Raw genomic sequence first — 11,898 nt, forward strand, 5'->3', positions numbered from 1 at the left:
TTTAAAGAAATGCCAAGATCGGTCAATGTCGTAGCAGCACGACACAGAAGAAAAAAAATGATGAAGATGGCCAAAGGTTACTTTGGTCGTCGCAAGAACGTTTGGACAGTAGCGAAAAACGCTATTGAAAAAGGTTTAGTTTACGCTTACCGCGACAGAAAAGCAAAGAAGAGAGACTTCAGAGCTTTATGGATTCAGCGTATCAACGCTGGTGCGCGTGAGCACGGCATGTCATACTCTCAGTTGATGGGCGCTCTTAAGAAAGCCAACATCGACCTTAACCGTAAAGTACTTGCTGACCTTGCCATGAACCACCCTGAGGCGTTCAAGAGCATTGTTGATAAAGTAAAGTAATTTACTAGCAATATATACCGAGAAGGGCTTAGCGCATGCTAAGCCCTTTTTGTTTTACCCCAATTTGTGGCGCAGGCCAAAACCTAAACCCTTGTTAGCTGTTATGCATAAATTACATTTGAAAGAAGAGTTTATAGTATGAACACTAAAAAGATATTATTGCGCAGCAGGCCACAAGGGGTGCCAGACCAAAACAACTTTGAATTTGTGGAGGAGCAAATAGAAAGCCCAAATGAAGGGGAACTGCTACTGAAGGCACTTTATATTTCTGTAGACCCGTACATGCGTGGCAGAATGAACGATGCTAAATCCTATGCGCCGCCCTATAAAGTTAATGAGCCCATTACCGGAGGTGTAGTAGCCGAGGTAGTAGAAAGCCGCCATCCGAAGTTTGAAAAAGGAGATGTGATTTTAGGAAGCCTTCCCTGGCAAACCTATAGCATATCAGATGGAAAGGGGGTACAGAAAATCGATCCGGAGGTTGCACCTTTAAGCTACCACTTAGGAATTTTAGGCATGCCAGGTTTAACTGCTTATTGCGGCCTGCTCTTTATCGGGGAGCCCAAAGAAGGAGAAACTGTGGTTGTATCCGGGGCGGCTGGCGCTGTGGGTACAGTAGTAGGACAAATCGCGAAATTGAAAGGGTGCAGGGTAATAGGCATAGCCGGAACCGATGAGAAAGTAGCTTATCTGAAAGAAGAGTTAGGCTTTGACGAGGCCATCAACTACAAAACCACACCTGATATAGCCAAAGCACTAGAGCAAGCCTGCCCAAACGGCGTGGATATTTACTTTGATAATGTTGGCGGAGACATATCGGATGCGGTTTATACCTTGCTTAACAAGTTTGCACGCATTGCCATTTGTGGGCAGATAGCTTTTTACAATGCCACTTCCCGGCCAACGGGGCCTAGAATCGAGCCAATGCTTTTAACTAAGAGCTGCCTGATGAAAGGTTTTATTGTAGGCGACTACGCAGCGCGTTTTCCAGAGGCAGCCAAAGACCTGACAGCGTGGGTAAAAGCAGGCAAGTTAAAGTATGAGGAAAGTATAACAGAAGGGTTTGATAATCTCCCACAAGCCTTCTTAGGTTTGTTTAAAGGAGAGAATACAGGCAAACAATTAGTCAAAATTGCAGATAGATCAACACAAGAATAAAGCATGAATAACTTCACATTTTATAATCCGGTTAAAATACTTTTTGGTAAAGCACAAATTGCGGCATTAACCTCTGAAATACCTGCGGATGCAAAAGTGCTAGTTACCTACGGAGGTGGCAGCATAAAGAAAAATGGTGTCTACGACCAGGTTATGGCTGCACTAAGCGGCAGAACTGTTACTGAGTTTGGGGGGATAGAGCCTAACCCACACTACGAAACTTTGATGAAAGCTGTAAACCAGGCAAAACAAGAACAAGTAAATTTTGTGCTGGCTGTAGGAGGGGGCTCCGTAATTGATGGCACCAAATTTATTGTGGCTGCCATGGAGTATGAGGGAGCTGATGCCTGGGATATACTAGCTAAAAAAGCACCGGTTAAGAAAGCAGTACCGTTCGGCACCGTTCTTACTTTGCCTGCCACAGGCTCTGAAATGAACTCTGGTTCGGTTATCACCAAAGCCGAAACAAAGGAGAAGTTCTCATTTGGCAGCCCGCTCACTTTTCCAAAGTTCTCTATACTTGACCCGGAAACAACATATACTTTACCTGTGCGCCAAATCAGCAACGGTATTGTAGATGCATATACCCACGTATTGGAACAATACCTTACCTACCCGGTTAATGCGCCGCTGCAAGATAGAATGGCAGAATCTATACTTCTGACGCTGAAAGAGGAGGGTCCTAAGGCCGTTGAAAACCCACAAGACTACGACACCATGGCTAATTTCATGTGGTGCGCTACCATGGCCTTGAATGGAGTTATTCGCGTGGGTGTACCAACAGACTGGGCTACCCATTACATAGGTCACGAACTTACTGCCCTGCACGGCATCGACCATGCCCGTACATTAGCCATTGTATTGCCATCGCTGCTGCGTTACAAACAGGAAACCAAAAAAGAGAAGCTGTTGCAATACGGCCAGCGTGTATGGGGAGTAGATGCAGGCACCGAAGATGAGCGCATAGAAGCCACGATACAGGCTACTGTCGCATTCTTCGAGTCGCTTGACATTAAGACTACCCTAGCCGATTACGAAGTAGGACAGGAAACTGTAAAAGAGATTGTGAGGCGCTTTGAAGAACGCGGAGTAAAAAACCTTGGCGAGCATGCCGATATACAGATAAAGGATGTAGAAGAGATACTCACGATGAGTCTCTAATAGAATTCAGGAAAGGCTGCTAATTTTAGCAGCCTTTTTTGTGCCTAATGCTCTTTACCGTTAAGTATACCTTTAAAAATGATATTGACTAATCCATCAAAAACAGCATCTGGCGAGTAAGGTATTTCGTCTGTCAGTTGATGTGGGACCTGCTTCATAAAAGCAGGATTTACAATGGTATCAAGGGCGCTTGCGTAAAGCATTACAGCTAAAGGGCGATTCACATCAGCACGAACATACCCCATGCGCACGCCTTCTTCGAGTAATGAGTTAAAACGCAGGTAAGCGGCATCTGCTTTATAGTCTTGTATCAGTTTCCAGCTTTTAGGGGAATTCTGTTTGATATCATCAATAAATTGAGGGTTGATATCGTGTAGTTTGGTGGCAACAAACCTGAATATCTGGCTTGCCTTATCCGGAAAAGAAATGGTAGAGTTCTCAATCAGCTGCTCTACAGTTGTCTGCATCTGCTGTTGGTACAGTTTAATTACTTCTACAACTAAATCTTCTTTTCCTGTAAAGTACTGGTAAAGTGTTTTTTTGCTCATGCCCATCTCCCGGGCAATATCAGCCATCAGCACAGATACATATCCCTTCTCAAAAAACAATTTACCTGCTTTTGTAATAATCTGCTCTCTTGGATTCATAGCTAGTTATACTCGTCTTTTAGAAATGGCCCGGCTATGGTGCTTAGCGGGACACTAAAAAGGCGCAGGTTTATACTTTGTATATAAACAAATATATAAGTTTAGTCTAAATAAAATTATACTTGTAGTGTTTTACCTTTCTTGCAATCTAAAATTAATAGCTTCTGTATTGAGTATTAGTAAGATAAATTTTAATCTTTTACGCTCTATCAAAAAAATGTTTGTACTTGAGTTAGTTTAAGGAATGCTTTTACAGCGGCAAGTGTTGCCCACACAAGTACAGCAGCAGTAAGCGAGCTTATCTTTCTGTAGTAAGTTTGATAGGGAAGTAAACAACTGCAGGTACGTAAAGCAGAGAAGAGAATGGCCTTATTCGTTTTGCATTATTTTTGATCAGTATTGCTACTAAACTGAAGGTGGTTTGATAAAGGTGCTGATATATAGTAATATGCAAATATTTAAGGTTGTGAAATTTTTGTAAAATTTTCATTCTAAAATTTGGCATTCTCTAAGTTGTAACTTAATTTGCATTAAACAGAACAGTAAAAAGGATTTATCTAAGAGATTAAAATGTAAGCAGAATAGCTTATTCACGCTGGCATATTTCTTGGTAGATCTACATCACATAAATTTTTAGCCAATGCTTGACATCTTAAACTTTGTAGCACTTTCGGGTATTTTTAACGTTTTGTTTTTCTGGTATGCCTCCACAAAGATGCGTTCCAAGCCAGATCCTATTAAAACGCTCATTGTCTCTTTTGTATTTTCTATCCCGTTAAGCTTTTTACTGATAGGTGTGTATACTACCATGTTAGTGTATGCAGCTAAAACAGGCTCGAGCGAAGATGCGATGTGGGACTACATGGAGCAGGAAGAGCTGCAGTAAGCGCAGATTGTCTTATAAGATATAAAGCAAAAGCCACCCGGTAAAGGTGGCTTTTGCTTTAGCGAAGTATGTCTACATCGTCGCGGTTAATAAGCGGGGTGGCTGCGTAGCGATTGTCGCGGGGGCCATTCTCCAGTTTAAGCACACCCCTGGGGCATACGTGCGCGCATATACCACAACCAACACACGAAGATCGTATAATAGGCTCGCCTTTCTGAGCGTAGTGCCTCACATCTATTCCCATTTCGCAATAGGTAGAGCAGTTGCCGCAGGAAATGCATTGCCCGCCATTGGTAGTAATCCTGAACCGGGAAAAGTGCTTTTGCAACAGCCCTAAATAAGCTGCCATAGGGCAACCAAACCTGCACCACACTCTGTTGCCCATAAGCGGGTAAAAGCCTACACCAACAACCCCGGAAAAGATTGCACCTATAAAGAAGCCGTAGGTGCTGGAGAAGCCGTGCGATAGATTGCCCAGCAGTTTACCCTCGCTCCAGGAGTTTACCCATAGTACTAATGTAGTGATGATCACAAAGCCAAGTATAGGGTAGATAATAGCAACTTCCCATTGCCATGCTTTTTTGCTCTTATCGGACAGGTGGCGGTAGGGGTCGCCGGCTGTTTCGGCTAGTCCGCCACAGCCGCAAACCCAGGAGCAATACCAGCGCTTGCCCAGGTAGTAGGTAAGTATAGGCGTGGCAATAAATGAGAACACCGCCCCCCAGAAAACCATAAACACTCCTAAGGCAGCACCATTGTCTACGAGGTAGCCAACGGTGCTGGGGAAGAGGTAATCATACTTTAAGGGCCAGAAATAACTGAAATAAAATTCTGGTTTGTTTAAGAATAGCAGCAGGCCAGGCAGCAGGAACGCAAACCCCAACTGGAAGAACATGACCGAGACAGTACGGATGATGTGGTAGCGGCTATTGCGGTATTTTAGCAGCGCGTGCAAACCCATTACTAGTACGGCCAACGTATAAAATATGCCATACAGAAACCAATGGTCGGCGGGGCGGTTACGTAGCCATTGGCTCAGCGGCTCCACAGCCAGTATCAGGCCATGCAAGGTGTTCGGGAACCAGTACAACAGAATATAAAAGCCGGTAAGCACAATGCCTACAACCCAGGCGCCTGCGCCGCGTGCTGTCATGTTATTTTGCCATGCGCCGTTGTTTTGCTCTGCGACTGACTTCTGTCTACGGGCTTCCCATACATATAAAATTCCGCCTGCTGTAACGGCCGTTATTCCGCCAAGGCCAGAAAGTACTGGAGAAACAGCCTCTGCACCAACAGCAGCTACCAGCATGCCGAGTAAACCCAACGAGATAAGAAGTAAGCCGGTAAGTTTAAGTGCACCTCCATGAGCGTTGGGTGTAACAGGCGAACTATAGGCTGATGTTGTAGTACTCATTTATACTTTGTTATTAGCAACTTTCGGAAGAAGAGAAAAGACTGAATTTATGGCGCAACTCCCACCAGTTGCTTTGGCGCGGTGGAACTGCCAGTTTCGGGAAGCGGATTGCATATTGGTTATACAAATCCTGTTCGTAACGCTGGAAAAATTCCGGATCAAAATTTACTGCGCTTAACTCCTGCATTACATCGTGTATAGTATACTGCTGCTGCAACCAATGGTGGCAGAGGTCGTGGCGGTAGCGAATCCCAAGTATGTTTACTCCCAAAAGCAGCCCGGACTCCGTTTCAAACAGAAACCGTATGGCCTTGTTGCCCTCTGCATGTTCCCAATATAACGAATCATACTTGCTATCCCAGGTGGCAGGAACAAATCCATAGGTCTGGTATTCGATGTCGAGGAACTTAGCTGAGTTAAACCAGGGGCCACGGCTATACCTTTTCTTTTGAGTAGCAGAGGTAAGGGTTTGCGCCAAGGTTTCGCCGTGTTGGCGGCCTGTGTACCACAGCTGCTCTACAGCAGGAGCTAAAGGAGCCGGATTACGGAACTGAGCGCAATCTCCTATGGCGTATACTGCAGGTGCGCTTGTGGCAAAAGTATCGTCAACTAATACACCTCTGTCCAGTTCAATGCCAGAACCGTGCAAAAAGCCTACATTGGGTTTGACACCGGTGGCCAGCCCTACAAATTGACAAGGTATTTTTTTGCCGCTTTTGGTTGTTATACTTTCAGCGCGTCCTGCCGCATCCGGGTTTATACTTGCTAACTCCTCCTGAAACAGCACGCTGATGCCGTGCTTCCGGATATTATTAGAAACAAGTATAGCCTCTTGTGGCGGTAAAGTGTTATGCCAGTAATGCAGTTCGCGCACCAGCATCGTTACAGCTATACCTCGGCTGCGCAGCATTTCAGCCATCTCTATGCCAATTAACCCTCCGCCTACAATTACAGCTTCTGTTACACCCCGGGTGTTTTCTTCCATAAGGTGCAGGTCCTGCAATGTTACTAATCCTTGCACTCCTTTTAAGCCTTGCCCCGGCCAGTTGTAAAAGGCAGGGCAGGAGCCGGTAGCCAGCACTAACACATCATAGTTTATGGGTGCTCCATTTTGCAACACAAGGGTTTTGGCATGGATGTCTACAGCTGTTACACGGTCATGCAGCTGCGCTAAGTTGTTTTTGATCCAGTACCAATCCGGGTAAGGTAGTATGTCTTTGTAGCGCATGTGGCCCATATACACGTACATCAAGGCAGGCCTTGAAAAATGAGTAGCAGATTCAGAGGAGATCAACGTAATGGCGCAATCACTCTTTTTGCGTACGTTTTGGGCAAGTGTAACACCTGCAATGCCGTTTCCAATTATAACCAAGTGTTGATCTGACCGCATAGGCTGGTTTTTGTACAGGTAATAAACTTGAACAAGCAGATAAGGTTTATTTGCCTGTTTAAATGAGCCTAATTCTAATTAGTATAAGTAAGCCCGTTAAAGATACAGCATAGGTTTTAATTTAAAATCAGGAGCAGGACTTACCATCGGCATGTAGCAAAAGAAAAGGCCGGTTTTGCCGGCCTTTTCTTTATGTTTAAAGTATAGCTTAATGACTACCGGCGCTGCTGCCAATGTCGGTACCACCATCCTGCACGTCAGAGCTGCCTCTGCTGCCGCTTTTCTGCGATGGCGCTCCTCCTACATTGCCCTGCATTAATTCGTCGTTATCAACGTCCTGCTTCTGGCCAGTCGGATTTATGTTAGGTACTTTGTTTCCTTTATTGACTGTTTTGTTTGTGTCTTCGTTTTTTAATTTATCGTTGTCTCTGTCGCTATTTTTATTGTTCGTGTTCATAGTATGTAATATTAAATTTGTTGAGATGCAGAAGCATACTTACACTCCTGTATTATAAGTTTCTATATTGTTAGTAACGGTTATTTGAATTTCGGTCTGAGTCACGGTTCTGGCTTTGGCCTGTATGGCGGCTGGTGTAATTACCACCTTTACGCTGCCTGCGGCCACTTAGCGGATCGTAATGTCTATCCCAATCAGGATCGTGGTTGTTAGCGCCGTCGTAGCCGTAGCTAAGCGACCCGGCCATATTGCCATAGTTCTCACCGCCTCCGCGGCCATAACGGTCTGGTCCATAATCTGCATTAAAGTTGCTGCTTCCGCTTCGGTCCCTATTGCCTTCATCTATACGGCTTCTAACGCTGCGGTGGCTGCCTTGCCCACGGTCGTGGCTGTTGTAGTCATCGTTTCGGTTGCGGTTCCAGTCGCTGCTGTTGCTGGTTTTGTAAGAGCGGTCGCTATCGTTGCGGCGGTAGCGGCTGTCCATGTTCTGGTTGTCGTGGTCGTAGCCCCCGCGGTCTTTGTGGTAATTGCCGCTCCAGTCTCTTTCGTAATCGCGCTGGTTAGCCAAATGGCCGGCCCGTTGGTTGCCGCTGTTGTAGTCCTGGTTATAATCACGGTTATAGTTTCTATTATAGTCGCGGTTATAATTGTTGCGGCTGTGGTCTCTTCCCTGGTCTCTGTTCCAGTCCCAGGTGCTTTGGTTGCTGTGCTTGCTTGATGTATCTAAACGATAGGCGCCACGGTACTCATCTTCATCCATAGGGCGTTCATCGCCACGGTAATGATTGCGGTAATCGGTGTAGCCTGTCCTGTTATACCAATCCATTCCTTCCATAGTCTTGTTTCATTTTGGTTCTACCTTTTTAACGCACGAAGTCGACTTGGGTTTACGAGCATCAGCCTAGAGGATCTAACCAAATTGGCGCAACCTACCGTAATAAGGTATGTAATTGAGTTAAACCTATATAAAACCTAAGCTATGACAGACAACAGAAGATATGATCGTCGCGATGAAATGGAACACGGAGCCGGAGACCCTGATGCACGCTGGTTGCATGGCCACCACCAGGGCCAGAACTCCGACCGTGGCAACTACACCGTTGATACACATTTCAACAGGGGTTATGGCCGCAACGACTTTGAGCAGTTTGGAGACAACTCCAGCTATAATTCAAGCGAGGATCAGCAGAACATATACCGTGAAGGCAGATTTGGGCCGGGTGGCGCGCAATATGCCGGAGAAGATTTCAGCAGAAACCAAAGCTCAGACAATCCTTACGGGATGAGCTATGTGCCACAAAACAGGTACAACTCGGGCAGGCACTACGATGGCCGTGCCGATTACAGCAACCGCGATTACGATAGTTTAAGAAGCAACAGCGAGCCCCGAACCCGCTATAGAATGGCTGATGAAAAGTTTGGCCATGATGTGCGCAGGGGAGATGACAACGATAACTGGGCGCGCGGCTCGCGCGGCGACCATGAGTCTTACAGACGCTACGAAGAAGGAAACCGCAACTACGATAACGATTACAGCACGGGTTTCTCCGGACGAAATTACGCCAAGGATGCCACGCATTATGGCGAAGGCAGCTATTACAGCAACCTTGACCGATGGCAATCTGAGAATGACTCGCAGCGCGAACGCTATATGAGAGACAGAGACAGACGCTAATATAAACCAATGTATAACAACAGGTGCTGCAACTGTTTGCGGCACCTGTTTAAGTATAAAACCATGAGAGACGAAAGAGATATGAACTACGGCAGATATAGCCAAAGATACGAGGAAGGAAACCTGGAAAATGGGCCGTTTCAGGGTAGGCGCCAGGCTTACTTAGGAGATTCACAGCATGAGCCGGGGCAACAGTACCGCAGGCAGCAAAGCCGTGAGTATGGCAGTAGAGGCGGCGATGCGGGTATGCGCGAAGAACGCTACGACCAGATGTATGACATCAGCAACTATACAGCGCAGCCAAGATCGGAAGACTATGGTTTGCCAAGATCCGCTGAAAACGACCTGGATACATTTGGGGACTACCCGCGCAGGGGCGAGGGCCCATATGCAGGCAGGCCCCGAAACTACCGCTACAACATGGGTTACAACCCCAATTTCGATAATCCTGAGGAAGGCGACATGTACCGGGACTTTGATAGCCGCGGGAATCATGGTTACCGCCATGATGCAGCCTATGGCAATGAAGATGCTTTCCGGGATTTCGGAGATGACAGATACGGTACAGGAGACAGGGGAGGTAACCGCTATTACGGACATTTTGGAGGATATAACAGGTAATACTCCAGAATTTATCAGTTAATGAGCATCTGCTTATAAAACAAGAAACCCCAAAGCTGTACTGATAGAGATTTGGGGTTTCTTGTTTTATGAATTTAATTAAGCGGTTGCAGGCTCAAACGTTTTATCATAACGTTGTAGTGTATTCAACAGGTGCTCTGTGTAATCGTAAATATTATCAAGGGTGTTTAGCTCAATTTTATTTTCCTTACCTGCTTCATCTATCAAGCCTATATATTTTTTGGTGTTATTTAAGTATAGGCGGCAAATTGTTTTTCTTATGGAATCATCCAGAATAATATTTAGGTATCTAGTTGTGTCTCTATAATAAATTCGATGGCTATCCACTTTAGTTCGAAGAATTGATTTTAAGATGTGGAAGCTCTCTTGCTCAAGCTCAGTAAATTCTGTTTTAGGATCGTTAGTATCAGTAACTGTGCTGACCTGAGCCTGCTGCTCTGCTTCGTGTTCCATCCTGGCAGCATCAACTTCATTTGATAAAGCTGTTTTTAATCTATCACTAATTAGATCACTCACATACTGACTTAAAGATTTCTTAACCATTGGAGCAAAATGTTCCATTACTTTTGCTGTAATAGGACCAGAATAAATTTGCTTTGCAAAGTGTTTTACAAATAACTCTGAAGGGTTAATGAATTCTGCAGAGATTATTTTCTTTATTTCTCTAGTATACTTTAGTTCAGTTGCTGCACTCAGAATATTGTCAACATCAAAAGCGTTCTTCTGATATTTCTTCAGTTCAGAAACAGTAGCCTCTGCCATTTCGGTTATATTAAACTCCCAAAATGGCTTATTATCCATCTTGTTCGGTTCTTCTAGATCCGTGTAGAATCTATAAGTTATTCCATTTGTAAGAATTCCAAATCGAGTGCTGCATACATGGAAGTAACGATGTAATTGGGAATTATGAACATTAAGTTCTTCTTTCCAATGCTTACATTCTATGATAATTATTGGTTGATTATCTTTTTGTATACAATAATCTACTTTCTCACCTTTTTTAATACCTAAGTCAGCTATAAATTCAGGTATAACTTCAAAAGGATTAAAAACATCATAACCAAGGGCTGCTATAAAGGGCATCACGAATGCTGTTTTGGTAGCTTCTTCCGTCTGTATAGTGTCCTTCATTCGGTTTACCTTTTCTCCGAGAGTTCTGATTACATCAATAAAATCCATATCTAGTTTTCTTAGATTTAATTACTTAAACAATATATATAATCTTTATGGTATAAAAAAACATTTTCTGTATTTAAACAATTAATTATATGAAATTTTTCATGTAAAAAGTGGTGTAGAAACAGTATAGAAGTAAAAATGCTTTACAATCATTAATACTGTATACTTATCGTAACATTCACGTATAACTCTTAGTACATTAGTATTAAATTTCCATCTGAGAAAAAGGCCGTGGCGTAAGCTGCGGCTTTTTTTGTAAAGCGGCCCAAGTTGCAAAAGCCTTAAAAAATTCCTATGTTCAATAACTAACCATAATACGTCACCTTATGTACGTCTTGAAAAAGTTCGGTGTAAGCCTGCTGGGTTTAATGGTGGTACTCCTGCTTGTCGCCTTTTTCCTTCCTTCTAAAGTTACCATAGAGCGTAGAGCGGTACTTAAAGCACCTGCCACAACTGTATTTGATCAGGTAAACAGGCTGCAGAACTGGGAGAAATGGTCTCCGTGGCACACAATCGATCCCCACATGTTGCTTTCTTACGAAGGGCCCATTGCCGGTAAAGGCGCAAAGTATAATTGGTTTAGCAAACACCCGGACGTGGGCAGTGGCTCGCTCACCATCACAAACAGCAAACCTTACCAACGCATCGATACAAAGCTGAAGTTTGAAGGCCAAAACGATGGCTTTGCCTATTACACGTTTGAGGAAACACCTGAAGGAACAGTAGTTACGTGGGCAATGGAGGCCGAAACGGGATCTAACCCGGTGCATAAATATTTTGGACTGCTGCTGGACCCCATGCTCGGGCCAAGTTTCGAGAAAGGCCTCGAAAACCTGAGAAAAATTGTGGAGAAACCAACAGCTGTAAGGTAAAGCAGTTATGAAAAATATGTAAACTTTGGGAGCCATCCTGTATATCAGGTTGGCTCTTTTTCC

At 44.4% G+C, this 11,898-nt stretch carries 13 protein-coding genes; 7 read left to right on the forward strand and 6 right to left on the reverse strand.

Going from position 1 to position 11,898, the window contains the following annotated elements:
- The first annotated feature begins 9 nt into the window (after positions 1-9).
- The 3 genes from rplT to Q1A23_RS06925 all read left to right on the forward strand — a co-directional run bounded on the left by rplT (position 10) and on the right by Q1A23_RS06925 (position 2,673).
- Entirely contained in the window at positions 10-354 is a 345-nt protein-coding gene (gene rplT, locus Q1A23_RS06915; protein ID WP_299821388.1) for a 50S ribosomal protein L20, read from the forward strand.
- Positions 355-492: 138 nt separating this feature from the next.
- Positions 493-1,512 (forward strand): NADP-dependent oxidoreductase, encoded by a 1,020-nt coding sequence (locus Q1A23_RS06920; RefSeq protein ID WP_299821390.1) that lies wholly within the window; start codon positions 493-495, stop codon positions 1,510-1,512.
- A 3-nt stretch (positions 1,513-1,515) separates the two neighbouring features.
- Positions 1,516-2,673, forward strand: coding sequence for an iron-containing alcohol dehydrogenase (locus Q1A23_RS06925; RefSeq protein WP_299821392.1), 1,158 nt, complete (start codon positions 1,516-1,518; stop codon positions 2,671-2,673).
- Positions 2,674-2,717: 44 nt separating this feature from the next.
- On the opposite strand, the gene Q1A23_RS06930 is transcribed toward Q1A23_RS06925, so the two are convergent.
- Positions 2,718-3,320, reverse strand: a complete 603-nt coding sequence (locus Q1A23_RS06930; protein WP_299821394.1) for a TetR/AcrR family transcriptional regulator — start codon at positions 3,318-3,320, stop codon at positions 2,718-2,720.
- A gap of 640 nt (positions 3,321-3,960) precedes the next feature.
- Between Q1A23_RS06930 and Q1A23_RS06935 the strand changes: the two genes are divergently transcribed.
- Entirely contained in the window at positions 3,961-4,206 is a 246-nt protein-coding gene (locus Q1A23_RS06935; RefSeq protein WP_299821396.1) for a hypothetical protein, read from the forward strand.
- Between the two features lie 58 nt (positions 4,207-4,264).
- On the opposite strand, the gene Q1A23_RS06940 is transcribed toward Q1A23_RS06935, so the two are convergent.
- The 4 genes from Q1A23_RS06940 to Q1A23_RS06955 form a co-directional block, all read right to left on the reverse strand.
- A complete protein-coding gene (locus Q1A23_RS06940) occupies positions 4,265-5,620 on the reverse strand; it encodes a 4Fe-4S dicluster domain-containing protein (RefSeq protein WP_299821398.1) in 1,356 nt (451 codons plus the stop codon).
- 13 nt (positions 5,621-5,633) lie between these two features.
- Complete coding sequence (locus Q1A23_RS06945) at positions 5,634-7,010, reverse strand: FAD-dependent oxidoreductase (RefSeq protein ID WP_299821400.1); 1,377 nt, start codon at positions 7,008-7,010, stop codon at positions 5,634-5,636.
- Between the two features lie 208 nt (positions 7,011-7,218).
- Positions 7,219-7,467: a hypothetical protein gene (locus Q1A23_RS06950; RefSeq protein ID WP_299821402.1), complete on the reverse strand. Its 249-nt coding sequence runs from the start codon at positions 7,465-7,467 to the stop codon at positions 7,219-7,221.
- 70 nt (positions 7,468-7,537) lie between these two features.
- Entirely contained in the window at positions 7,538-8,302 is a 765-nt protein-coding gene (locus tag Q1A23_RS06955) for a hypothetical protein (protein ID WP_299821403.1), read from the reverse strand.
- Between the two features lie 144 nt (positions 8,303-8,446).
- On the opposite strand from Q1A23_RS06955, the gene Q1A23_RS06960 reads away from it, so the two are divergent.
- Together Q1A23_RS06960 and Q1A23_RS06965 are read left to right on the forward strand one after the other, a co-directional pair.
- Positions 8,447-9,142 (forward strand): hypothetical protein, encoded by a 696-nt coding sequence (locus tag Q1A23_RS06960; RefSeq protein ID WP_299821405.1) that lies wholly within the window; start codon positions 8,447-8,449, stop codon positions 9,140-9,142.
- A gap of 63 nt (positions 9,143-9,205) precedes the next feature.
- Positions 9,206-9,763 (forward strand): hypothetical protein, encoded by a 558-nt coding sequence (locus tag Q1A23_RS06965; RefSeq protein WP_299821407.1) that lies wholly within the window; start codon positions 9,206-9,208, stop codon positions 9,761-9,763.
- A 99-nt stretch (positions 9,764-9,862) separates the two neighbouring features.
- On the opposite strand, the gene Q1A23_RS06970 is transcribed toward Q1A23_RS06965, so the two are convergent.
- The gene (locus Q1A23_RS06970; protein ID WP_299821408.1) at positions 9,863-10,963 is read right to left on the reverse strand and encodes a type I restriction endonuclease; all 1,101 of its coding nucleotides are present in this window, start codon (positions 10,961-10,963) and stop codon (positions 9,863-9,865) included.
- 326 nt (positions 10,964-11,289) lie between these two features.
- Here Q1A23_RS06970 and Q1A23_RS06975 point away from each other — a divergent pair, with 326 nt between their 5' ends.
- Positions 11,290-11,835 (forward strand): SRPBCC family protein, encoded by a 546-nt coding sequence (locus Q1A23_RS06975; protein ID WP_299821410.1) that lies wholly within the window; start codon positions 11,290-11,292, stop codon positions 11,833-11,835.
- The last annotated feature ends 63 nt before the right edge of the window (positions 11,836-11,898 follow it).

This window comes from uncultured Pontibacter sp. (assembly GCF_947492645.1).
GTDB lineage: Bacteria > Bacteroidota > Bacteroidia > Cytophagales > Hymenobacteraceae > Pontibacter.

Bases quoted from the DNA above. Each gene is read 5' to 3' on its own strand.
- Q1A23_RS06920 (WP_299821390.1), top strand. From the start codon at position 493: ATGAACACTAAAAAGATATTATTGCGCAGCAGGCCACAAGGGGTGCCA.
- Q1A23_RS06960 (WP_299821405.1), top strand. From the start codon at position 8,447: ATGACAGACAACAGAAGATATGATCGTCGCGATGAAATGGAACACGGA.
- Q1A23_RS06930 (WP_299821394.1), bottom strand. From the start codon at position 3,320: ATGAATCCAAGAGAGCAGATTATTACAAAAGCAGGTAAATTGTTTTTT.
- Q1A23_RS06940 (WP_299821398.1), bottom strand. From the start codon at position 5,620: ATGAGTACTACAACATCAGCCTATAGTTCGCCTGTTACACCCAACGCT.
- Q1A23_RS06970 (WP_299821408.1), bottom strand. From the start codon at position 10,963: ATGGATTTTATTGATGTAATCAGAACTCTCGGAGAAAAGGTAAACCGA.
- Q1A23_RS06975 (WP_299821410.1), top strand. From the start codon at position 11,290: ATGTACGTCTTGAAAAAGTTCGGTGTAAGCCTGCTGGGTTTAATGGTG.
- Q1A23_RS06955 (WP_299821403.1), bottom strand. From the start codon at position 8,302: ATGGAAGGAATGGATTGGTATAACAGGACAGGCTACACCGATTACCGC.
- Q1A23_RS06925 (WP_299821392.1), top strand. From the start codon at position 1,516: ATGAATAACTTCACATTTTATAATCCGGTTAAAATACTTTTTGGTAAA.
- Q1A23_RS06965 (WP_299821407.1), top strand. From the start codon at position 9,206: ATGAGAGACGAAAGAGATATGAACTACGGCAGATATAGCCAAAGATAC.
- Q1A23_RS06945 (WP_299821400.1), bottom strand. From the start codon at position 7,010: ATGCGGTCAGATCAACACTTGGTTATAATTGGAAACGGCATTGCAGGT.
- rplT (WP_299821388.1), top strand. From the start codon at position 10: ATGCCAAGATCGGTCAATGTCGTAGCAGCACGACACAGAAGAAAAAAA.
- Q1A23_RS06950 (WP_299821402.1), bottom strand. From the start codon at position 7,467: ATGAACACGAACAATAAAAATAGCGACAGAGACAACGATAAATTAAAA.
- Q1A23_RS06935 (WP_299821396.1), top strand. From the start codon at position 3,961: ATGCTTGACATCTTAAACTTTGTAGCACTTTCGGGTATTTTTAACGTT.